This is a genomic window from Streptomyces ambofaciens ATCC 23877 (assembly GCF_001267885.1).
GTDB lineage: Bacteria > Actinomycetota > Actinomycetes > Streptomycetales > Streptomycetaceae > Streptomyces > Streptomyces ambofaciens.
The window spans coordinates 6,629,422-6,646,858 of sequence record NZ_CP012382.1 but is presented as its reverse complement, the minus strand read 5'-3'; the positions used below and the strand labels follow the sequence as shown (position 1 = coordinate 6,646,858).

Below are 17,437 nucleotides of genomic sequence, written 5' to 3'. Positions count from 1 at the left end.
GAACCGGAGCCCCTGTCACCGGAATTGACAGGGGCTCCGAGTGTGCCTAGCGATGGCTCGCGCACCACTTGTGCGAGCAGTCCCACTCCGGCTTGCAGACGGGGGCGTTACGAACCCTTCCGTCGATGCAGACGTCACAGAGGTCGTAGTTCGGGTTGTCCAAGATCACCTGCGGGCGGCGCCCGAACTGGTCGATCATGGATGCGGGAGCGGCGTTGCCGCAGTGCCGGTAGAGGTCACCTCGCCCGAACCACGTCCACGTGCGGCCGTGGCGGTCGACGATGTCCGGGTGCTCCGCCCGCTCGATCTCCGCCAGTTCGGCACGAGCCGCGACCCACTTCCCTACCAGCTTCGAGACCGTCTCAATTGCGGTGCTCATGCCCAATTCCTTCGCTAGTGCCTTACGCTGTGCCCTCAGCATGACACAGGTTATGTCGACCACACAACCCCGTCGCGTAAAACGACTCACGCGACTTCCGCAATGATCGCCACCCGTCGCACCCGTCGGCCGGCCAGGGTGATGACGTGGCCTCCGCGGACCCGGGTCAGCTCGTCGCCCCGGCGCTTCGCCAGGCGGAGGAAGTGGAGCCGCGCGTCCTCGTCGACGAGGAAGGAGAGGCCGTCCTCGAAGGTCAGGCGGAACATGCCGCGTCCTGCCGGTGCACCATGACGGGGTCGGAAGCCGTGAACACGGCCTCCTCCCCATCCGTGAAGGACACGAAGACGTGGTGCAGCAACCGGCCCATCCGGGGCGGTTCGCTCACCGCCCTCTGCGCGCCCTTGAACTCCAGTGAGTCACCCTGGCGGATGGCCTCAGCCATGATCAAACGACGGTAGTCGCGCATGGTTCCTCCAAACGAGAACTGAGCGAGCCCCTGTCACCGGAATTGACAGGGGCTCACATGGTGAGGGGTGGTCAGTAGCCCCGGCGCGCGGAGCGGAGCTGCGCCCGGAGACGGTGGATCTTGAAGCCCATCGCGCGGGCCGGACCGTCCTCCGTCATGCCGCCCAGGAGGCGGGAGAGCATCCGCTCCGACAGGTCACCGACGCTGCCGACCTCCGTCATCTCCCGCTTCATGACGAGGCGGGTCTCCGTCTTGGCGTCGCCGGCGCCGTAGAACCAGACGAGGAAGGCCGAGTCGCCGAAGGTGTCGACAACGAGTCCCTTGCGGACCCCGGTGGACACGGTCGCCACGACCCGCGGGGCGCGAACGATGGTGCCGGCCTCGATGGTGTTGGTCGTGGCGTTCATGGTGACCTCCGGGGAGGTTTGGGAGAGACCGTGTGTCCCTCGCGGTGCCCTAACTATGACACAGGTTATGTCGACCACACAACCTCATCGCGTAAAACGACTCACGCGACGTCGCGACGTCTCCACCCGGAGAGCGTCCAGTAGATCCCCTTCGCCTTCCGCTCCTCGCAGATGGGGTGCCAGCAGTGTTCCGTACTGCCGTTGCTTAGTGTCTGGTAGCCCCTGCACATGCTGACCCATCGCCACGCCCAGGAGCTTGCCGTCTCCTCCTCCGGGTTGAGGCGGTCGTCTCGCGCTATCGCGGACTCCAGATCCGCCGCGGACCACGACGCCGGACACTGCCCGCCGGCCCGGGGCCGGTCGTGAAGGGCGAGCAAGCCGTCACGCCACACTGTCGTGAACCCTCCGCACGCATGGCACGTTGCGTAGTCGCCGAAGTCCGTCGAGACGCGGACCCCCGGCGGAGGTGGGTTGTAGTAGTCGTATTCCGTCACACCGCCTCCCCGTCGCGGTTGACGACGAACTCCGTGTCGTCCGACACGAGGGCGTAGCCTCCGTCCTCGAAGGTCAGGCTGACGCTGTGGTCTCCCCACGGCCAGGCTCCGTCAGAAGCCGTGCGGCGGAAGCCATGGAGGCTGAAGCGGTCGCCCTGGCGGATGTCGCGGGCGGGGATGGTCAATACGGGCATGGCTCCTCCTGTGAGTGCCTCGTGGCTGAGTTGACACGGCGCCAGGTTCGTGGGCTACCGTCCTCCCCGGAAAGTGAGAAGAGGCGTCGCCGCCAAAGGCGCCATCGGAAAACTGGAAAGATCTCGTCCCTGGGACAGTTTCCCCGGAGGACGAATGGGGCTTCTGAACGCCCCTCGTAGGGACAGACGTTGTGGCCAATGCCTGTCCGCCCGCGCAACGCAGTACCGCAGTACCGAAGATCGGGAGTATCGACTTCAACGAATCCGCTCCGGCGGAGCACGGCCTAGCGGGCGCCGTGTCTGACAGGCACAACTGTCCTTCGTTGAGGTTGCAGCGTCGCCACGGGGCGGCGCCCTCTCCGAAGGCATGGCACGAAGGGTTCGTCATGTCGTTCGCTGAAGCTCTGCCGTGGGTCCTGCTCGCCCTCGTCCTTTGCGTCCTCGTCGTCGTAGCCGGCGGCATCATCGGCCTGCGCATTGCTCTGCGCGGGACGTCGGAGGACGCTCGCCCCCACATCATCCGCGCCCTGGGGGACTACTTCCGCTCCCTCGTCGACGCGGTCTTCAGGTGGAGGCGCAAGTGACTGGCGCCTAGAGCCCCTGTCACCGGAATTGACAGGGGCTCCAAAGGGTCTAGAAGAGGGTGAGCGACTCCGCGGCCTCCTCCGTCGCGTAGTGGCCCGGCTCGATCTCGACGAGGTAGGCGGGGACCTCGTCCGTGAACTTGACCGGGGGGAACGGCTTCAGGTCCGACGCCCACGGGGAGGTGTGGGAGTAGAGGGTCCCTCGCTCCGCCCGACGAGCGATGTTGCGCGCCCGCTTGGCGTCCTCCTGAGTGAACCACGAGCCGGGGTTCTTCTTTGCGCTAACCTCCGCAGCATTCGCGGCCTCCTGGAAGCCCGCCAGGTTCGCCTTACGCATCTCTACGAGGGCCGCCTTTACGGCCTTCGTGTGCGCCGCTTCGAGCTGCTTGACGGTGCGGACACGGCCTCCCACCTCCGTGCGGATGACGCGGTCGACGCCCGCGACGGTGACCGTGGTCTCCCGGTGCTCGACGGCCTCCGCCGGCTCCTCGTCTGCGATGACCTCGAAGCCCTCCCCCGCGTGCTCCTCGCACATGTAGATGATCCACCCGGAGGCGCCGGAGTCGTCGGCCGTCTTGCGGAAGTGCGTCGCCGGCTTGCCGCACTCCGGCTGACCGAACACCCACGTGGTGCCGTAGTGCTTGGTGACCTTGCGGCGGGTGGAGGTGCAGAGGTTCATTTCGACTCCTTCGTGAGTGAGTGCCTTTCGCTGTAGCGACTATCGCACGGGTTATGTCGACCACACAACCCCTACTCGCCAACTCGCGTAAAACGACTCACGCTCTTGCGCCAAGCGTGCCGCTCCCTGCGGCGCTGCGCCCGACGGGCAAGGGTCCTCCCCCTCCCCGGCGGCTGTCCGCAGCAGTAGCAGTCACGGCCGCCAGGACCGTCGGGGCAGAACCGTCCGAGCATCATCACGTGGACTCCTACTCGTCGTCGTCCGTCGAACTGCCCGTCAGGCAGTTACGGTCGTGAGGCTGGGCACCCGTGCGCGGGCACTCCCAGAACTCGCATTCCCCGGCGTCACGGAGGTCGTTGAAGAACTGATCAAGGGAGTCGGCGAAGGTGGGCATGATGGCTCCTCTACGAGCGTGGTTGGCGTGGCTGTTGATCAGACCCGACGTAGCAGCGAGAACCCCGTCCCCTCCCCCTCGCACGTCTGGAGCACGAGGTCCGGGCCGCCGCTGAACGCCGGGATCTTGCCGCCCTGGCGGTCGATGTACTGGTGGCCGTAGACCCGGTACGTCCCCGCGAGCGGGCCGGAGATGACGCGGACCGTGCGGCCGACGGGGACGCGGGAGAGCCACTGATAGCCGTCGTAGTTGTGGCCGGCCAGGATCTTGCCCGCGTACATCGTCAGGGTGCCGGCGTCGATGCACTGCTGAGCGTGGCCGGTGCAGTCGCGGTAGAAGCTGATGCGGATGTCGGCCGGCGGCTTCGCGATGGGCCGCTTCACGGCGGGCGTCTTCGACGGCTTCGCGACCGTCGGGGAGGGCGTCGGCGTCAGTGTCTTGCGCGGCTCGTCCCGCGTCGTCTGACGGGGCTCTCGCGGCTCCGGACGGTACGGCGACGGAGAGTTCGGGGAGGGCGTCACGACGGGGGCGGAGACGACGTCGGACAGACGCGGGTAGTCGGGCGCCTGCGCGTCGGGGGCGATGGTGAACGCCAGGGCAGCGACGGTCGCCGCAGAGGCCGTGACGACGGCTGCGCGGAACGGGAGTCGGGAGGGCCTCGGCATGGTCGGGTCTCCTACTTCGCGCGGGCGGACGAGGCGAGCACGACGGAGCTGTACCGGTGGAGGTTGATCTTCTCTCCGCGACTCAGCACACGGGCCAGCTCGTTGTAGGCCCCGATCGCCTCCGACGGGTTGTCGTACTGCTCGACGTCGACCTTCCCCTCCGCCTTGACGTGCTCGACGATGTAGTGCTCCTCGTACTGCGTGGTCACTTCTCCTCCTCCTGCGGCACCGGTCCCCCGGCGCGCTTCATGTCGGTGTGGAGCTGGGCGACGGCCGACTTGCGGGACGTCGACGCCGTGGTGTGGAAGCGGTCGAAGGCGGCGCGGATGGCGGAGTCGTTGGGGTTGTGCTTCACGGTCACCGCTCCAGCGCGGACGATGGCAGGACCGCGATGCTGTGCAGGAGCGCCGCGACCTCGTCGGAGGTCTGGTATCCCTCGACGTCGCCCGTGACCGGGGTGTCGTAGGTGACGTGCCCGTCCGCGTCCAGCACGGCCACCTCGTAGAGCCCTTCCTCCGCGCCGTATCCGTCGGTGATGACCGACGCGCCGAAGCCGTTGGGGAAGACTAGGCGGAGCTGACGGGCGCTGTGCGTGATCGCCGTGGGGTGCAGGTCGGCGATGCGGGAGATCTCGAACAAGGTTGCTCCTTTAGTGAGTCGGTAGGTCTGTGAAGTGCCCCGCCGCGGATTCGAACCGCGCGCCCGCCGGCACTGGGGGTACCGGGTAGTCGGGCTTGCCTATGCGGGGCGCCAGCGCCGCGGAGGGCGCTTCGGCTAGTTGGTCAGGCGAAGCAGGGGACGGAGTCGGTGACATCCTCCCCGCGCTCGTCGACGACGGCGATGTTCCACGCTTCGCCCCGGTCCGCAGCGCGGGCGACGAGCCGGCCGACGCTGCGGTTCAGCAGGGTGCGGCTGACCGTCTTCGTCTGCGTCCCGCGCTCCGTCTCGTAGGTGAGCGTGAGGGTCGGCTCCGGCCCCAGGTGCGATCCGCTGAGGAAGCCGGGGATTTGCTCCCTGCACTCCGATCGGACCGGGCGGGTGCGGTCGGTACCGACCCGGGCCACGCCTGTCTCGCCCGACAGGGTGCGGTACGAGATCAGGTGAAAGGTGAGTGCCATGACGTCCTCCCCTGGGGCGCCCCGTGCGGAGCGCCCCTTCCGTGTGTGCCTTGCGATGTGATGACTATGGCACGGGTTATGTCGACCACACAACCCCTGCGGGGAAAGTCGCGTGAAACGACTTACGCGTCAGCCGGCCAGGAACTCCGCGAGGCGGACTATGTCTGCGGCCGTGGGGTTGGTGCCGTCGAGTGCGGCGCGGGCCTGGGAGACGAAGTCAGCGCGCGGGGAGGTGGCGGAATCGCTGGAGATCTTGCGGACTCGCGTCGCCCAGGCAATGAACCCGCCCGCCTCGTCGTCGACTCGGTACGGCATGTCGTCGTTACCGCTACGGTCGACCTTACTGACGACTCCCACACGGCCAGCGGTGGTCGTGTTGTTGGCGGACGGGAGGATCTCCACCCGGTCACCTACATTGATCGACCCGTCGGTCAGCGTCTCCACGCTCTCCCCCGTCCCTGCCAGGACGGCACGGGCGAAGGCGGCGAACTCTGTGGGGCGGCCGTAGACGAAGGCGGAGGTGTGCTGACCCATGTGCACCTCAAGGCGCACGTCGCCGTCCGCGTCGATGTGCGCCTCCGCGTAGTCCCCGTCGGTTACACGGCACCTCAGTGTGTGTCTAGTCACGGTCTCTCCTCGTGTGTGGTTGGTGTCGCGTGAGTCGTTTTACGCGGCTAGGGGTGCTCCGACAGCTCCCGGGCCAGGGCGATGACGTCGGTGCCGGTGTGGTCGGTGCCGGCGAGGAGCTTCTTCGCCTCGTCGACGTAGCGGGCGAAGGGGGAGGGGGTGGCGTCCTCCGGCTCGTCGACCTTCCGAACCTCTGCGGCCCACGCGACGAAGTCGCCTGCCTCGTCGACGATGCGGTATGGAAGGCGGTCGTCGTTGTCGTCGACCTCGTCCACGATGCCCGTGCGGCCGTCCTCGTCGCGGGCGCTGTACTCCGCGCGCACGATCGTCACGAGGTCACCGACCTTGATCGGGGCAGGGGGCGACGCGCTCTCGATGAGGTCGCGCTCCCAGCCGGCGAGTCCCGGCTCGTCGAGGGGGTGAGCCGGCTCGTCGGTGACGGGCTCCAGGCCGTCACCGATGCTGGAGAAGCCGAAGTGCCACCGTCGGCCGTCGGCGCACGGCGTGGTGCGGAACGACTCATCTCCGGTCAGTTCGCCCACGGCGACGATGTCACCGACGTGGACACCCGCGCACTCCAGGAAGTCTTGCGTGACGCGGAACCGGTCGCCCACCTTCGGGCGGGAGTCGGCCGGCGCGCTCTCCACGTACTCCACTTCCGCGCACCACCAGCCGTAAGCGTCGTCCGTGAAGGACACACGGTGCGACTGGGCGTCTTCGGGGGTGACCTCCTTCAGCACCCCCACCCGACCGATGTTCTCGGCGCCCTCGAAGCTGTAGGCGTTGCGCACGACACGCACCCGGTCACCAACCTTCGGGGTACGACTCAGGGCCGGCACCTCCTCCGCCTCTCCCCCGTCGATCTCGTCGGCCAGGGCGAGGATGCCGCGGGCGAAGGTGCGGGCAGCGTCGGAGCGGAGGGAGACGTCGCCGTTGATGGTGTGGTTGGTTCGGTGTTCGATGTGCACGGCGTCGCCGGAAACCTGCGCGCGCAGGTGGTCAGCGGCGGCCCAACGGCACGTAGCGATGTGCTCGGTCATGTTCTCTCCTCTGTCCGTAACTTCGAGTCGCGTGAGTCGTTTTACGCGGCGGTGCGTACTACAGGGTGTCGATGGTGAAGCCGTCGAACGCCTCGCCGTCGCTGCGGGCCTCCACGAGGTAGCGCACGTCGTCACCCCAGAGGGCGGCTTCGTCGAGGCGGACGCCGGAGAGGTCGTAGTCGTCGAGGGAGGGGAGTCGGTTCATGGTCGTTGCTCCAGTTCGGTTCGGTTGGGTGTGTGATTCACGCGGTCACGTCGTGCGCGTCTGCGACGGCAAGCGCGCTGCACAGTCCGCGGGAACGGAGCTTGCGGAGGGCGGCCGGCTTGACGGTCAGGTCGTCGCACGTTTCCGCGTCCTCCTGCTTCGTCATGCCGACGCCGTAGAAGGCGCGAAGCGCGTATGCCTGGCGCTGTGGGATCTGCGTCATGAGCCACCGGGCCAGGTCGCGGCGCTCGATGGAGTCGGTGGCTTCCGACAAGGGGTCGGGGAGGACGTCGGAGAGCGTGAGGCCGGAGCCGTCGCCGTCTTCTCCGCCGGTGGGGGCGTCGAGGCTCGTCACCTCCGCGAGTGCTTCGATGACCGAGACGAACATCTCCCGGGAGATCTTGTGCGTGGCGCTCCGCTGCTCCTCCAGCTCCGCCCACACCTTCTCCGCGTCGCCACCGTGGCGCCACAGGAGGTGACGGACGACGATCGCGGCCGATGCGGGAACGGAGACGGGGCACGAGTTGGAGATGTGCGCCTCCGTCACCGCGCGACGGGCTGCCTGATAGACGTAAGTCATCAGCGATGCCGACGACGCGTCGGAGTCGAAGTCCTTGATGCGCTGGATCAGGACCACCCGCGCCTCCTGGAGGTAGTCCTCCGCGTCCTTCTCGTTTGCCGTCGGGGCGACGCTGCGGACGATGCCGCGGAGAGTCGCGTCCAGACCCATGACGATCTGCCACATGGCGTCACTGTTGCCACCCTGTGCGGCGCGGATCTGGTCGGCGTTGATCTGGTCGCGGCTCATGTGAACTCCTCCGTGTGTGCCTTGTGCTTGTGTTGTGTCGTAATCCGAGGCGGATGTGACGCTGATGTTTTGTGACGTGGGTCACACAGTGATTCAGGTACACGAAAGCCCCCGTCCCTCGCTGGAACGGGGGCGTCGCGTGAGTCGTTTTACGCGGGTGTCATGCGGCCAGGAAGTGAATCGCCATGCCGGCGGCTTCCGCGAGCGTCACGTCAGCTACGGCCGTCGGGCACTTCTCCCAGCCGGTGAGGCAGTAGAGCGCTGTTGCCGTCGCCCACTGGAGTACTGCGGCGAACGCGGGGATAGCTCCCAGCAACCCCGCCATCTCCGCCAGGAATCCGACCTCTTCGTCACTGCCCTGCGGCCCCGTCATGATGATCAAGTTGTCCCCCTGGGAGCTGGAGGGTCACGTCCTCCCCTTCCCAATGGGTGAGGGCGCGATCCATGGATGCGGAGACGCCGCGAGTCGCTGCTACTGCGTAGGCGAGCCAGTCGGCGCCGTTTTTCAGTTCTGTGCGGAGGGCCAGCCGGCGCCCGTCCAGCGCCGTCGCCTCCGTTGGGCGGGAGGGTCCGGTCGTTGCTGTCCGGCCCGTTCCGTCCGCATCCACGTCGGGCCGCCTGCCCGGCATGGTTACTGCGTCGTCGTAGGCGGAAACGAACTGCCTGACCTCGTGCGCCGCCTGAATCAGCGCCTCGATCAAATCGGTCATCCGTTGTCCGTCAGTGGCGTGATCAGGACTGTAAGTCACACAACCTCCACAGGCAATGAGCAAGCGGCCGGATCAACCCCGTTGTCTGTACCGCTATGTGATGTAACGTCCGTTTCGGTTCGAGCACGTGATTGAACGACTTATGTCGGTCGACCAATCTCACCTGCGGTTATGTCGGTCGACATGTCTTATGGTTCAACCAATCCCCGTTACCGAACTGTGACCGTGTGGAGGACTTGTGAAGCCTCCACACACCCCTCTTCGTCGCCTTGCGTGACTATGCAGGTGACGTTGGTGAGGCTCTCACCTGTGCTTTTGTGCGAGCCAAGACACGACATCCGTGTCCGCCTTCGCGCGGTTGCAAGCGGCGCACGCGGGCGCCAGGTTGGCCCAGTCGTGAACGCCCCCCTTCGCAAGCGGACGTATGTGGTCCACCTCCGCTACAACCATTTGCGTAAACGCGGCGTCACAGTAGGCACAGGACCACTCCTCCGACTCCTCCCACCGTCGCAGAACGTCACGACGGGAGGGGAAGAGCGGAGGCTCAGGCGGGCGCAGGGAGGGCGTGGTGTGCATGGGACGAGGCACGGGCCGCACGGCAGAGGGACGGAATCCCGCCACCGTGCGGCCAACTGCGGTCGTGCGCCCCAGGGTCGGGGGTGTGAGACGTGCGGGGGTCACGCTGCCGCCGCTTCCGGCTCCCGCATGCGGTGCGCCTCCTCCGGCCGGCTCGCGAAGTACGGGTCGTGCTCGATGAGTAGCTCCGGGAGGTACTTGTCGTCCGGGTCCTTCATGTACAGGCTCCCCCAGCTCTGTCCGCTGACGTCGGGGTCCGAATCGATGGGCACGCCAAAGAGGTTGAACGTCATGCACTCACCGATGGCACGGGCGACGTCCTCCGCCTCCCGCTCCGGTGCCGACGCGATGACCTCGTCGTGAACGGGGAGACGCAGGTACGGCAGGAGGCCCGCCTCGTCCATGTTGATGAGGGCCTGGCCCAAGCAGTCCCGCGCCGCACTCTGAACCTGGTAGTTCGTCACGGCGTAGGTGCGGTCCCGGTCCAGCGGGAGGCGACGCCCCGTCACAGACGTCGTCACCATGCCGTTCGCGAAGGCCTCACGCTGCCATCGGTTCGCCGCCCGGCGCACCTCCGGGTACGCCCGGTGGTAGGCGGCGACGGCCCGCTTGACCTCCTCCATCGGGGCGCCGGTCTGGCGCTGAATCGTATTGGCGCCGCCTCCATAGACCACGCCGAAGCCGATCGCCTTACTGATCTTGCGGTGCTTCTTCGTGAAGCCGGGCCCGAAGACGAGTTCCGCCGTGAAGGAGTGGAGGTCACGGCCGGCGTTGATGGCCTCCTTCATCTTCGTCACGCCCGCCAGGGCCGCAAGAACGCGCAGTTCGACGGCCTGGAAGTCGACGCTGATGATCCGCTCCCCCGGCTCCGCGAGGAACGCCCGGCGGATCTTCCAGTCGCCCGACGGGAGGGTCTGAACCGCGGGGTTCGTCACGGACATGCGCCCCGTGCGCGCCTGCATCGTCCGGATGCCCGGATGGATGCGGCCGTTGCGGTCGACCGTCGAGAGGAAGTTGTCCGCGTAGGCCGTGCGCCACTTCGCCGCCCGCTTCGCCTTGATGACGGCAACGGCGAGCGGGTTGGGGGTGCGGATGTGCAGACGCTTGCCGTAGAGGTCGGTGTCCGCGAGTGCACAGAGGACCGACTTGTCAGCCTTGATGGCTCCGCCGGCCGTCCGCTCCGGCGCCGACTTGCCGGGCATGATGAGGGACTCCCCCATGCCAAGCAGCGCTTCGACGATCTGAGTCGGAGAGCCCAGCTTCTCCACGCCGTAGGAACGGACGATGCGGGTGTTGGTCTCCTCCTCTTCCCTCAGCTCGTCGGCCAGGTGGCGGGTGTAGTCAGGGTCCAGAAGGAAGCCGCGGATCTGCATGTGCCCGCAGATGCGGGCGACCTCGTGTTCGTAGTCGACGAGACGCTGAGGAACGCCGAAGCGACGGAGTTCCGCCTCCAGTTTGGAGAGCAGCCGTGCAGTCAAGATGACGTCGAGTGCGGCGTACTCGACGTAGGTCGGGTGGAAGAGCGGGATTCCCGCCCACCCTGTCTCCTTCGTCAGCTTCAGCGTGCGGAACACGGCCGTGAGGTCGCCTTGTGTATCGGCGGCCGTCGGGTCGATGTAGTGGTCTGAGAGCGGCTTCAGCGAGCTTCCTATGCCACCCTCGTGGACCGCGCGGGGGTCGACGAGCTTCGACAGAAGCATGGTATCCGTGGCCTTACGGCACAGCTCGTCGTAGTCCATGCCTAGATACGCGTGAAGCGCTGGCGCATCGTAGGCGTGGTAGTTGTGCCCCACGATGCGAGGCAGGGCGCGGAGGACGTCACGGACAGCAACGCGGAACGGCTCCCCCAGCTCGACGGGGATGACGAACGCTTCTTCCTCGTTGCCCATCTGCACGAGACGGATGTACTCCGGGTCGCCGCTGAGGATAGCGAGCCCCTTCGTCTCGCTATCCACGGCAACGGGGACACGTTGGCGGAGGCCCCACTTTACGAAGGCAGGGAGATCTTCGACGCGCTCCAGGACGTGACCGGTCCAGGGACGTCCTGCGAGCAATCCACGGACCTCACGCATCGAGGTGCCTCCAGTTTTGACGATGGATGATCGACCAGACGGTCTGATGCGAGAGCCCGTATGCCTCTCCCAGCATTGCTTGGGTGAGTACGCCCTCCTCGTATTCAGCGCGAATTCCTCGTACCTCGTGCGCCGTCACCTTCGCGGAACGGTGGTCCTCTCCACACACGCGCGCAGTTCTTCCATGTCGGTCACGGTCGGCGGCGTTGTCCGCGTACGTTGCCCATCGGAGGTTGCCTGGGGTGTTGTTCCGCGGGTTGCCGTCGCCGTGTGCAACAACTGGGCGGCCCTCCTCGTCCGGACCAAGAAAGGCGAGTGCCACCGCCCGGTGTACTTCCACGTTCTGCTTCCGCCCACCTGCGTACAGGGTCACCTTCTCGTACCCGCCCCGCCCTACCGCAGGAGACAACTCCCAACCTCGCCGCCCCCGGATGCGCCCGGAGCTGCTTGCGAAGTAGCCGGGGAACCCCGGTATCTCCCGCCACTCGTCGCTCACGCTGCCTCCTTCGACTGATTGAAGATGTCCGTGTCCTCGCCCGGCTCGTCGGCCGGCGTGTTCTCCGCTGCGTTCGCCTCCTGGATTTCTTCGTCGCTCTTCAGTCGCAGCCCCTCGAAGCCCCAGCGCCCGGAGCGCTTGACCTTCGCGAAGTCGCGCGACTCCAACTCCACGCCCAGCGCCCAGCCGGAGAGCACCTCCTTCCGGCTCAGGCCGGCGTCCTCCGCCCATTCCTGGTAGGCGCGACGGATGGCCATGGGAGCGACCCGCGTGCCCGGCTCTTCGACGCACCGGGCGACGAGGAACTCGGCAAGGCGATCCTCCGACTCCCGGTAGTCCTGCGTAGCCGTGGCGATGGAGTCGGGCTCCTGAAGGCCGCTCGCGTACCACTCCGCGGCTCCGTCGATGGCCCACGCGAGGATGCCCTCCCGCTCCGCGCGGAGGCGGGCGGCAAGGTTGAGGTCTGCCTTCGCCCCGCGGAAGGACGCTTCGAAGGGCACGAGCTTCACCCGACGCCAAATTCCGTAGTCCTGGCTCAGGATGGCGGGCTTGTAGTTGCCGGCGACGAGGAGGAGGAAGCTAGGCACGTAGGTGAACGGCGCGCCGTAGAGCATCCGACACGTCACCGGATCACCGCCGGTCAACTGCTTGATCAGCCCTTCCGCAAGACGGGAGTACTTCTCCGTCTCGCTCGCCGTCACGAGCCTCGCCCCGCGGAGCGCTGCCACCTCCGGTGACGCCTGGCCGACGCCGACGCGGCTCTCGAAGGTGCTGAACTCCGTCGACTTCGTGACGCCCTTGAAGGTGTCGATGAGCGCGCCCAGGAACTTCGACTTCCCGTTCTTGCCGTCCCCGTGGAGGAAGACGAAGCACTCCTCCGCCGTCGACCCGGTGATTCCGTAGCCGATGAGCCGTCGCATGTACGCCGGCAGCTCCGGGTGATGGGGGAAGATCTCGTCGAGGAACTGGAGCCACCTCTCCGCCTTCGCGCCCGGTCGGTACGCGACGTCAAGGCGACGGGTGATCATGTCCGCGGGATCGTGCGGGCGCAGCTCCTTCGTGCGGAGGTTGACGGTCCCGTTGGCGACGGACAGAAGCTCCGGGTCCGAATCGAAGTCCGCGGCCGACGCCGGGACTCCGGGCACCGACGGCAGAACCTTGATGATGTCCTCGATGGCCCGGTTGGTCAGCGCTCGTAGCGCGATCTTCCGCGCCCCGTCGTCGCCCGACGCGATGAGTTCCGCGCCCATCTGAAGGAGCGCCGTCCGCACCTCGTCGTTCCCCGGCGCCCAGACCTTGCCGTCCCACACGAGGAAGCCAAGTCCGCTCGCGTAGCGCACTCCCCCGCCAGAGCGGGCCATGTAGTCGCGGAGGCGTACCGCGATGCCCACGTCCGTCAGGTCGAAAGCCTCCCGCGCGGACTGGGACATCGTCTGAAGGGCGGCGTCCGTGGCGGAGACGTCTGCCTCCTCGTCGGCGTCCTCCTTCACAGGCTCCGCCTTCGTCTCCTCCAGCTCCACGACGGTGGCCGCACGCACGGCGGCATGGAGCTGCCCGGGGAAGGCCTCCGCGTCCCGCTCCCTCCAGTCGGTGAGGTCGTCGCCGTCGTTCGGGATCTCCAGGCGACGCACCATGACGCCCGCCTTGACGAGGGCCACGGCCAGGGAGTCGGTGAAGCCTGCGCCGGCACGGTCCCGGTCGCCGGCAATGACGACGTCCAGGTCCCGGAGGCCGTCCGCCAGTTCGGCCACCAGAGCGGCGTTACGGGCGAGCCCAGCGCCGCGGATGGCCACGGCGTCATAGCCCGCGCCGACGGCCGTCAGAGCGTCGCCAGGACCCTCACAAATTAGGACCGTGTCGTAGCCGGCGCCACTCCTCATCACGCCGTACTTCGCCCACTGCTTGCCGTCCACGTTGGTCAGGGAGACCCACCGGGCGGGGCACTTGCCAGAGAGGTCGCGCCCCTGGAGGCCGCGGACCACTCCGTCAAAGCCGGCGAGCGGGACCGTCAGTCGCGGGTACCGGGTGAAGCCGCGGGAGAGCCACGGCTGAGGACGAGGCCCGGGAGCCGCGTAGCCGACGCCCAGGTCTTCCGCCGTCTCCAGCGTGATGCCGAAGCGGTCGAAGAGGTAGGAGGCCGCTTCCGACTCCGGCTCCAGGGCGGCCGACGTCTCGTCGACGAACATGCGGAGGCCGGCTATCTCCCCCGGGCCGACGCTCTCCGGTGCCTTCGCGCTGATGGTCGACGCGCCCAGGTCATTGATGACGTCGAAGAGGTCGGACTCCCGCATTCGGAGCCTCTCCAGGACGTCGCCCTTCGGGCACCCGGTGCGGCAGACGAGGAGGAGCTTGCCGTCCTCCTTCAGCGTGAGCTTCAGGCTCTGGTTGTTGCGGTCAGCGTGCACGGGGCAGAAGGCAAGGTGCCCGTCGTGGTCTTCTTCGACCCCCGCAAGTCGCCCCAGGATCTCCGAAAGCCGCACTAGACGTCCCTCCTCTGCTTCCGCTTGACGATTGCGTAGATCTGCTGCTTCGTGACGCCGTACTTGTCCGCGAGTCGCTGGTAACTTGTCTCGCCCTCCGCGTACTCCGTGCGGATGCTGAGAACCTGTGCATCGGTCAGCCGCGCACGCGGGTGCCGTTCGCCGTTGTGCCGGGCGCCGTTCCGGTATGAATCCGCAACGTTCTCCGTCGGTGTCCCCGCCGCAAGGTTGCTGAGGCGGTTGTCCGTCTCATCACCGTTTAGATGCCGAACGTGAAGGCCCGCAAGCACAGGACCGTGGAACGCCTCGAAGACGGCCCGGTGAACGTTCTTGGTCCGCTGCCGGTTATCAGGGGCTCGGTACGTGAAGGCTAGGTACCCGTGCCCCCGCTGGCGCCTCCTGACTTTCCCACACCGAGGAGTGGGCTTCATCTGCCCGCGGGGACCGTAAACCCCGCCCTCACTGTCGACGTAGTAACCGCGTTTAGCTCCCGGTACCGGAGCAAAGCTGATCCCGCCCATCCCTCTCCCCTCTCGTGCATGCGGAAGGGGCGCCCCGGAGGACGCCCCTTGTGTCAGTGCTTAGCGGTGCTGCCGCGTGAGTCGTTTTACGCGGCTACTCGTCGTCGCCGACGGCTTCGACCATGCGCAGATCTGAGCCGTGCAGGGTCCACCCGTCGGCATGCTTGTCGCCGTACAGGAGCGCCTTACGCACCCAGTCGGCAGCGTCGACAGGGCTCATGTCTGAGGCGCCCTCGACGTCGAGGAACGCCGTGAACTCGATCCGCGTCTTCACGCTGCCTCCCTGTGCTCCGTGTCGAGGTCGCTCCATCGGTCGTAGTCGACGTCCTGGAGCGCCTCCTCCATGTCCCGCAGCCGATTCACCAGCCTGACATCCGTCCCCACGTCCCTCACGACGTAGCCGTCAGCGGTGCCCTTCATCCGCCGCTTCACCACCGCGCAGCCGAAGGGCTGGCCGGCGTGGATGGCTTCGCGGTTGGCTTGCGCGATGTAGTCGGAGAGCGTGATCGACTTCTCTGCCTTCAGCTCCGCAGCATGGAGGTAGTAGCCCGACACGTCACCAATGTCCGCGCGGCCCATCTGTACGTTTCGATGGGCCGCCGGGTTGTGGTGCTCGCGGATGTAGTTGGTCCACGCGGTTTCCCACGCGGTGCCCTTAGCCTTCGCTGGATTTGCCGATGGACTCACCTCTCTTGACCCACACTTCGACGAGGATCGAGTCCCCGTCCTCGTCGACGAAGACGGGCGCCGTCTCGACCTCCCACGTCTGCCCGCCGTACGTCAGGTGTCCGCGCTGTTCGTCCGCCATGTGGAGCCCCTTCCCCCGCGCATATGCGCATGCCATACCCGGTGCGTGTGTCGTACAACCTCAACGGATGGAACGCTTGTTTGGTTACGGGAGAGCACGGAGTCTCTACAGATGTGTAGCCGTCGTGGAGGAACTGTCAGCCTTCCTCCGTCTCCCTCATCAGCTCTTCCGTGATCCACGAGGCGTACACGCTCCGCGGCTTGTCGAACTCCACGGGCTCCTGATCGGGGAGGGCGTGGACGATGCGCATGTCGGGCTCGCGGACGATCATTCGGCTTCCTCCTCGTCGAGGCCGTCGATGTCCCCGTGCGAGAGGTCGCTCACGACATCACCCGTGGCGAAGTGGACCCACACCGTCTCGAACGCCTTCACGTCCGAACGCTTGCGCAGCGTGGCGACGAAGCCGCGGACGTCGTCGGGGTAGTGGTCGCTCTCGTCGCCGTCCCGCGTGAGAACCCTGACACGGTGCGTCCCACCGTCGAAGACGCCCATCAGCCGCCCTCCCCCGCCACGACCGACGGCACCGTGCCGTCCGCCTTGCGCAGGACGAGGACGTTCGAGCCGACCTCACTGCGCCGGGCGGCGCCGCTCCAGTTCGACCGCGTGACTTCCATCATCAGTCGGCCCGACTGCGCCAGGTAGACGACGCCCAGCTTGAAGAAGCCGCTGGAAGATGCGGCCGACAGGACGTAGTCCCCGGCTTCGATGCGGGTGCCGAATGAGTCCCTCATGTGTTCTCCTCTCTCCTCATAACAACCACCTGCGCTCCCCGCACGAACGCTGTACCGGCCGCCTCCCAGTACTTCGGGAAGTCCTTCCGGCTCGTCGCGTCGGGGAGGATGTAGACCAGATCACCGGGGCCGGCGCTGCGGACGTCGCCCAGTGCGGGCGCCATGGCGGCGTCGATGGTGTGGAAGGCGCCGGTCATCGACGGACGCCCTCCAGGTCGTTGAGCAGGTTCAGCGCGTCGCTGTCGTCGGCCCCTGCCGCCTCGTAGGTCCGGTAGCACCGGAGCCCCACGCGGATCAGTTCCAGTTCCGCCGTGGTCATCTCGACGATCACGACATCGGGCTTACGGATCGTTGCCATGTGCCCTCTTCTCTCTCGGTCCTCCTACGCCGAAAGCCCCCGGGACCGAAGTCACCGGGGGCTGAGGGTCAGACGCGGGTCAAGGGGCCGAAGTTGCGGACAGCGGACTCCAGCGGGTCGCTGTAGGAGCTGATGTGCTCGGAGTTGTCCCGGTCGTAGCTACTGCACTCGCCCCGGACAGTGCCGTCGACGTCCTTGAACGTCCAGTAGTCGCCGTCCCGGTCCCGGTAGCGGGCGGTCAGGTCGTAAGTCACGCCGTCGACGATGGCCTCGTCCTTCGCCGGCTCCGGGGTGACGGTCAGGAGGTCGTCCTCGTCGTTGTTGGTGACCATGCCGTCGGTGCTCTCCGTGGCGTACCACGTACGACCCGCGGGGCCCCGGTACGGCCCGCCCACGATGGTGTAGACCCGACCGGAGTAGGTCCCTTGCGCCTTGTTGCCGACCTTGAACTTCGCGGCCTGTGTGAGCGCCTCGCCCGCCGTCAGCGCGTGGGCACCGTCGTGCTCCTGCTTCATCAGGTAGAAGTCCGAACCCATGGTGTGCTCGAACGGGCCGAAGACGACTTCGCCCTTGCCGAAGGTCCGGTGATCCACCTTGTCGCCAACCTTGAACGCCATGCTCTCTC

The 17,437-nt window shown here is 67.0% G+C and carries 34 protein-coding genes; 1 reads left to right on the top strand and 33 read right to left on the bottom strand.

Translation table 11 applies throughout. The features are described from left to right. Window positions 1-46: 46 nt before the first annotated feature. The 6 genes from SAM23877_RS29290 to SAM23877_RS29265 form a co-directional block, all read right to left on the bottom strand. Entirely contained in the window at window positions 47-379 is a 333-nt protein-coding gene (locus tag SAM23877_RS29290) for a hypothetical protein (RefSeq protein WP_053139547.1), read from the bottom strand. Window positions 380-465: 86 nt separating this feature from the next. Continuing rightward, entirely contained in the window at window positions 466-645 is a 180-nt protein-coding gene (locus tag SAM23877_RS29285; protein WP_053139545.1) for a hypothetical protein, read from the bottom strand. Continuing rightward, window positions 633-821: a hypothetical protein gene (locus SAM23877_RS29280; protein ID WP_159042021.1), complete on the bottom strand. Its 189-nt coding sequence runs from the start codon at window positions 819-821 to the stop codon at window positions 633-635. Before SAM23877_RS29280 ends, SAM23877_RS29285 begins: the two co-directional genes overlap by 13 nt. Before the next feature lie 95 nt (window positions 822-916). Then, a complete protein-coding gene (locus tag SAM23877_RS29275) occupies window positions 917-1,252 on the bottom strand; it encodes a DUF6409 family protein (protein WP_053139542.1) in 336 nt (111 codons plus the stop codon). Window positions 1,253-1,353: 101 nt separating this feature from the next. Next, window positions 1,354-1,746 (bottom strand): hypothetical protein, encoded by a 393-nt coding sequence (locus tag SAM23877_RS29270; protein ID WP_053139540.1) that lies wholly within the window; start codon window positions 1,744-1,746, stop codon window positions 1,354-1,356. Continuing rightward, complete coding sequence (locus SAM23877_RS29265) at window positions 1,743-1,940, bottom strand: hypothetical protein (RefSeq protein WP_053139538.1); 198 nt, start codon at window positions 1,938-1,940, stop codon at window positions 1,743-1,745. The genes SAM23877_RS29270 and SAM23877_RS29265 overlap by 4 nt, the downstream gene beginning before the upstream one ends. Window positions 1,941-2,326: 386 nt before the next feature. On the opposite strand from SAM23877_RS29265, the gene SAM23877_RS29260 reads away from it, so the two are divergent. After that, window positions 2,327-2,524: a hypothetical protein gene (locus SAM23877_RS29260; RefSeq protein WP_053139536.1), complete on the top strand. Its 198-nt coding sequence runs from the start codon at window positions 2,327-2,329 to the stop codon at window positions 2,522-2,524. 49 nt (window positions 2,525-2,573) lie between these two features. Here the strand turns inward: SAM23877_RS29260 and SAM23877_RS29255 are convergent, their stop codons facing one another. The 27 genes from SAM23877_RS29255 to SAM23877_RS29165 all read right to left on the bottom strand — a co-directional run bounded on the left by SAM23877_RS29255 (window position 2,574) and on the right by SAM23877_RS29165 (window position 17,429). Then, the gene (locus SAM23877_RS29255) at window positions 2,574-3,203 is read right to left on the bottom strand and encodes a hypothetical protein (RefSeq protein ID WP_053139534.1); all 630 of its coding nucleotides are present in this window, start codon (window positions 3,201-3,203) and stop codon (window positions 2,574-2,576) included. A gap of 247 nt (window positions 3,204-3,450) precedes the next feature. After that, window positions 3,451-3,597 (bottom strand): hypothetical protein, encoded by a 147-nt coding sequence (locus SAM23877_RS39725; RefSeq protein WP_159042020.1) that lies wholly within the window; start codon window positions 3,595-3,597, stop codon window positions 3,451-3,453. Window positions 3,598-3,635: 38 nt separating this feature from the next. Then, window positions 3,636-4,262 carry a hypothetical protein gene (locus SAM23877_RS29250; RefSeq protein WP_053139532.1) on the bottom strand — a complete coding sequence of 209 codons (627 nt, stop codon included), beginning with the start codon at window positions 4,260-4,262 and terminating at the stop codon, window positions 3,636-3,638. Between the two features lie 11 nt (window positions 4,263-4,273). Beyond that, complete coding sequence (locus tag SAM23877_RS29245; RefSeq protein WP_053139531.1) at window positions 4,274-4,471, bottom strand: hypothetical protein; 198 nt, start codon at window positions 4,469-4,471, stop codon at window positions 4,274-4,276. Next, complete coding sequence (locus tag SAM23877_RS39720; protein ID WP_159042019.1) at window positions 4,468-4,617, bottom strand: hypothetical protein; 150 nt, start codon at window positions 4,615-4,617, stop codon at window positions 4,468-4,470. Before SAM23877_RS39720 ends, SAM23877_RS29245 begins: the two co-directional genes overlap by 4 nt. 2 nt (window positions 4,618-4,619) lie before the next feature. Next, on the bottom strand, window positions 4,620-4,901 hold the full coding sequence (locus SAM23877_RS29240) for a hypothetical protein (protein ID WP_053139519.1): 282 nt from the start codon (window positions 4,899-4,901) through the stop codon (window positions 4,620-4,622). A gap of 143 nt (window positions 4,902-5,044) precedes the next feature. Further along, window positions 5,045-5,380 (bottom strand): hypothetical protein, encoded by a 336-nt coding sequence (locus tag SAM23877_RS29235; protein WP_053139516.1) that lies wholly within the window; start codon window positions 5,378-5,380, stop codon window positions 5,045-5,047. Window positions 5,381-5,509: 129 nt separating this feature from the next. Continuing rightward, a complete protein-coding gene (locus SAM23877_RS29230) occupies window positions 5,510-6,007 on the bottom strand; it encodes a hypothetical protein (RefSeq protein WP_053139512.1) in 498 nt (165 codons plus the stop codon). A gap of 47 nt (window positions 6,008-6,054) precedes the next feature. After that, the gene (locus SAM23877_RS29225; protein ID WP_053139509.1) at window positions 6,055-7,047 is read right to left on the bottom strand and encodes a hypothetical protein; all 993 of its coding nucleotides are present in this window, start codon (window positions 7,045-7,047) and stop codon (window positions 6,055-6,057) included. Between the two features lie 58 nt (window positions 7,048-7,105). After that, a complete protein-coding gene (locus tag SAM23877_RS40355) occupies window positions 7,106-7,252 on the bottom strand; it encodes a hypothetical protein (protein WP_167355243.1) in 147 nt (48 codons plus the stop codon). 37 nt (window positions 7,253-7,289) lie between these two features. Beyond that, window positions 7,290-8,060, bottom strand: coding sequence for a sigma factor (locus SAM23877_RS29220; RefSeq protein WP_053139506.1), 771 nt, complete (start codon window positions 8,058-8,060; stop codon window positions 7,290-7,292). A 160-nt stretch (window positions 8,061-8,220) separates the two neighbouring features. After that, window positions 8,221-8,442: a hypothetical protein gene (locus SAM23877_RS29215; protein ID WP_159042018.1), complete on the bottom strand. Its 222-nt coding sequence runs from the start codon at window positions 8,440-8,442 to the stop codon at window positions 8,221-8,223. Beyond that, window positions 8,411-8,770 carry a DUF7169 domain-containing protein gene (locus SAM23877_RS29210; RefSeq protein WP_053139500.1) on the bottom strand — a complete coding sequence of 120 codons (360 nt, stop codon included), beginning with the start codon at window positions 8,768-8,770 and terminating at the stop codon, window positions 8,411-8,413. The genes SAM23877_RS29215 and SAM23877_RS29210 overlap by 32 nt, the downstream gene beginning before the upstream one ends. Window positions 8,771-9,073: 303 nt before the next feature. After that, window positions 9,074-9,346: an HNH endonuclease gene (locus SAM23877_RS42160; protein WP_079030511.1), complete on the bottom strand. Its 273-nt coding sequence runs from the start codon at window positions 9,344-9,346 to the stop codon at window positions 9,074-9,076. Window positions 9,347-9,447: 101 nt separating this feature from the next. Next, the gene (locus tag SAM23877_RS29205) at window positions 9,448-11,418 is read right to left on the bottom strand and encodes a DNA polymerase (RefSeq protein ID WP_063796797.1); all 1,971 of its coding nucleotides are present in this window, start codon (window positions 11,416-11,418) and stop codon (window positions 9,448-9,450) included. Next, window positions 11,411-11,914 (bottom strand): NUMOD4 motif-containing HNH endonuclease, encoded by a 504-nt coding sequence (locus SAM23877_RS38055; RefSeq protein ID WP_079030510.1) that lies wholly within the window; start codon window positions 11,912-11,914, stop codon window positions 11,411-11,413. Before SAM23877_RS38055 ends, SAM23877_RS29205 begins: the two co-directional genes overlap by 8 nt. After that, window positions 11,911-14,319 (bottom strand): phage/plasmid primase, P4 family, encoded by a 2,409-nt coding sequence (locus tag SAM23877_RS29200; RefSeq protein WP_244903024.1) that lies wholly within the window; start codon window positions 14,317-14,319, stop codon window positions 11,911-11,913. Before SAM23877_RS29200 ends, SAM23877_RS38055 begins: the two co-directional genes overlap by 4 nt. Before the next feature lie 74 nt (window positions 14,320-14,393). Then, window positions 14,394-14,915 carry an HNH endonuclease gene (locus SAM23877_RS29195; protein ID WP_079030509.1) on the bottom strand — a complete coding sequence of 174 codons (522 nt, stop codon included), beginning with the start codon at window positions 14,913-14,915 and terminating at the stop codon, window positions 14,394-14,396. A 94-nt stretch (window positions 14,916-15,009) separates the two neighbouring features. After that, on the bottom strand, window positions 15,010-15,189 hold the full coding sequence (locus SAM23877_RS29190) for a hypothetical protein (RefSeq protein WP_053139494.1): 180 nt from the start codon (window positions 15,187-15,189) through the stop codon (window positions 15,010-15,012). Next, entirely contained in the window at window positions 15,186-15,470 is a 285-nt protein-coding gene (locus SAM23877_RS29185) for a hypothetical protein (protein WP_244903023.1), read from the bottom strand. Before SAM23877_RS29185 ends, SAM23877_RS29190 begins: the two co-directional genes overlap by 4 nt. A 100-nt stretch (window positions 15,471-15,570) precedes the next feature. After that, window positions 15,571-15,723 carry a hypothetical protein gene (locus SAM23877_RS39715; protein WP_159042017.1) on the bottom strand — a complete coding sequence of 51 codons (153 nt, stop codon included), beginning with the start codon at window positions 15,721-15,723 and terminating at the stop codon, window positions 15,571-15,573. A 136-nt stretch (window positions 15,724-15,859) separates the two neighbouring features. Then, the gene (locus SAM23877_RS41840; RefSeq protein WP_280518083.1) at window positions 15,860-15,994 is read right to left on the bottom strand and encodes a hypothetical protein; all 135 of its coding nucleotides are present in this window, start codon (window positions 15,992-15,994) and stop codon (window positions 15,860-15,862) included. Beyond that, window positions 15,991-16,215 carry a hypothetical protein gene (locus tag SAM23877_RS29180; RefSeq protein ID WP_053139489.1) on the bottom strand — a complete coding sequence of 75 codons (225 nt, stop codon included), beginning with the start codon at window positions 16,213-16,215 and terminating at the stop codon, window positions 15,991-15,993. The genes SAM23877_RS41840 and SAM23877_RS29180 overlap by 4 nt, the downstream gene beginning before the upstream one ends. Further along, window positions 16,215-16,454 (bottom strand): hypothetical protein, encoded by a 240-nt coding sequence (locus SAM23877_RS29175; protein ID WP_053139487.1) that lies wholly within the window; start codon window positions 16,452-16,454, stop codon window positions 16,215-16,217. Before SAM23877_RS29175 ends, SAM23877_RS29180 begins: the two co-directional genes overlap by 1 nt. Then, window positions 16,451-16,651: a hypothetical protein gene (locus SAM23877_RS29170; protein ID WP_053139485.1), complete on the bottom strand. Its 201-nt coding sequence runs from the start codon at window positions 16,649-16,651 to the stop codon at window positions 16,451-16,453. Before SAM23877_RS29170 ends, SAM23877_RS29175 begins: the two co-directional genes overlap by 4 nt. After that, on the bottom strand, window positions 16,648-16,812 hold the full coding sequence (locus SAM23877_RS39710; RefSeq protein WP_159042016.1) for a hypothetical protein: 165 nt from the start codon (window positions 16,810-16,812) through the stop codon (window positions 16,648-16,650). Before SAM23877_RS39710 ends, SAM23877_RS29170 begins: the two co-directional genes overlap by 4 nt. Before the next feature lie 68 nt (window positions 16,813-16,880). Then, the gene (locus SAM23877_RS29165; RefSeq protein ID WP_053139483.1) at window positions 16,881-17,429 is read right to left on the bottom strand and encodes a phiSA1p31-related protein; all 549 of its coding nucleotides are present in this window, start codon (window positions 17,427-17,429) and stop codon (window positions 16,881-16,883) included. Window positions 17,430-17,437 lie beyond the last annotated feature (8 nt).

What these genes read in the sequence shown, in the direction of transcription:
- SAM23877_RS29290 (WP_053139547.1), bottom strand. Translation starts at nt 379, where the DNA reads ATGAGCACCGCAATTGAGACGGTCTCGAAGCTGGTAGGGAAGTGGGTC.
- SAM23877_RS29285 (WP_053139545.1), bottom strand. Translation starts at nt 645, where the DNA reads ATGTTCCGCCTGACCTTCGAGGACGGCCTCTCCTTCCTCGTCGACGAG.
- SAM23877_RS29280 (WP_159042021.1), bottom strand. Translation starts at nt 821, where the DNA reads ATGGCTGAGGCCATCCGCCAGGGTGACTCACTGGAGTTCAAGGGCGCG.
- SAM23877_RS29275 (WP_053139542.1), bottom strand. Translation starts at nt 1,252, where the DNA reads ATGAACGCCACGACCAACACCATCGAGGCCGGCACCATCGTTCGCGCC.
- SAM23877_RS29265 (WP_053139538.1), bottom strand. Translation starts at nt 1,940, where the DNA reads ATGCCCGTATTGACCATCCCCGCCCGCGACATCCGCCAGGGCGACCGC.
- SAM23877_RS29260 (WP_053139536.1), top strand. Translation starts at nt 2,327, where the DNA reads ATGTCGTTCGCTGAAGCTCTGCCGTGGGTCCTGCTCGCCCTCGTCCTT.
- SAM23877_RS29255 (WP_053139534.1), bottom strand. Translation starts at nt 3,203, where the DNA reads ATGAACCTCTGCACCTCCACCCGCCGCAAGGTCACCAAGCACTACGGC.
- SAM23877_RS39725 (WP_159042020.1), bottom strand. Translation starts at nt 3,597, where the DNA reads ATGCCCACCTTCGCCGACTCCCTTGATCAGTTCTTCAACGACCTCCGT.
- SAM23877_RS29250 (WP_053139532.1), bottom strand. Translation starts at nt 4,262, where the DNA reads ATGCCGAGGCCCTCCCGACTCCCGTTCCGCGCAGCCGTCGTCACGGCC.
- SAM23877_RS29235 (WP_053139516.1), bottom strand. Translation starts at nt 5,380, where the DNA reads ATGGCACTCACCTTTCACCTGATCTCGTACCGCACCCTGTCGGGCGAG.
- SAM23877_RS29225 (WP_053139509.1), bottom strand. Translation starts at nt 7,047, where the DNA reads ATGACCGAGCACATCGCTACGTGCCGTTGGGCCGCCGCTGACCACCTG.
- SAM23877_RS40355 (WP_167355243.1), bottom strand. Translation starts at nt 7,252, where the DNA reads ATGAACCGACTCCCCTCCCTCGACGACTACGACCTCTCCGGCGTCCGC.
- SAM23877_RS29220 (WP_053139506.1), bottom strand. Translation starts at nt 8,060, where the DNA reads ATGAGCCGCGACCAGATCAACGCCGACCAGATCCGCGCCGCACAGGGT.
- SAM23877_RS29210 (WP_053139500.1), bottom strand. Translation starts at nt 8,770, where the DNA reads ATGACCGATTTGATCGAGGCGCTGATTCAGGCGGCGCACGAGGTCAGG.
- SAM23877_RS42160 (WP_079030511.1), bottom strand. Translation starts at nt 9,346, where the DNA reads ATGCACACCACGCCCTCCCTGCGCCCGCCTGAGCCTCCGCTCTTCCCC.
- SAM23877_RS29205 (WP_063796797.1), bottom strand. Translation starts at nt 11,418, where the DNA reads ATGCGTGAGGTCCGTGGATTGCTCGCAGGACGTCCCTGGACCGGTCAC.
- SAM23877_RS29195 (WP_079030509.1), bottom strand. Translation starts at nt 14,915, where the DNA reads ATGGGCGGGATCAGCTTTGCTCCGGTACCGGGAGCTAAACGCGGTTAC.
- SAM23877_RS39715 (WP_159042017.1), bottom strand. Translation starts at nt 15,723, where the DNA reads ATGGCGGACGAACAGCGCGGACACCTGACGTACGGCGGGCAGACGTGG.
- SAM23877_RS41840 (WP_280518083.1), bottom strand. Translation starts at nt 15,994, where the DNA reads ATGATCGTCCGCGAGCCCGACATGCGCATCGTCCACGCCCTCCCCGAT.
- SAM23877_RS29180 (WP_053139489.1), bottom strand. Translation starts at nt 16,215, where the DNA reads ATGGGCGTCTTCGACGGTGGGACGCACCGTGTCAGGGTTCTCACGCGG.
- SAM23877_RS29175 (WP_053139487.1), bottom strand. Translation starts at nt 16,454, where the DNA reads ATGAGGGACTCATTCGGCACCCGCATCGAAGCCGGGGACTACGTCCTG.
- SAM23877_RS29170 (WP_053139485.1), bottom strand. Translation starts at nt 16,651, where the DNA reads ATGACCGGCGCCTTCCACACCATCGACGCCGCCATGGCGCCCGCACTG.
- SAM23877_RS39710 (WP_159042016.1), bottom strand. Translation starts at nt 16,812, where the DNA reads ATGGCAACGATCCGTAAGCCCGATGTCGTGATCGTCGAGATGACCACG.
- SAM23877_RS29165 (WP_053139483.1), bottom strand. Translation starts at nt 17,429, where the DNA reads ATGGCGTTCAAGGTTGGCGACAAGGTGGATCACCGGACCTTCGGCAAG.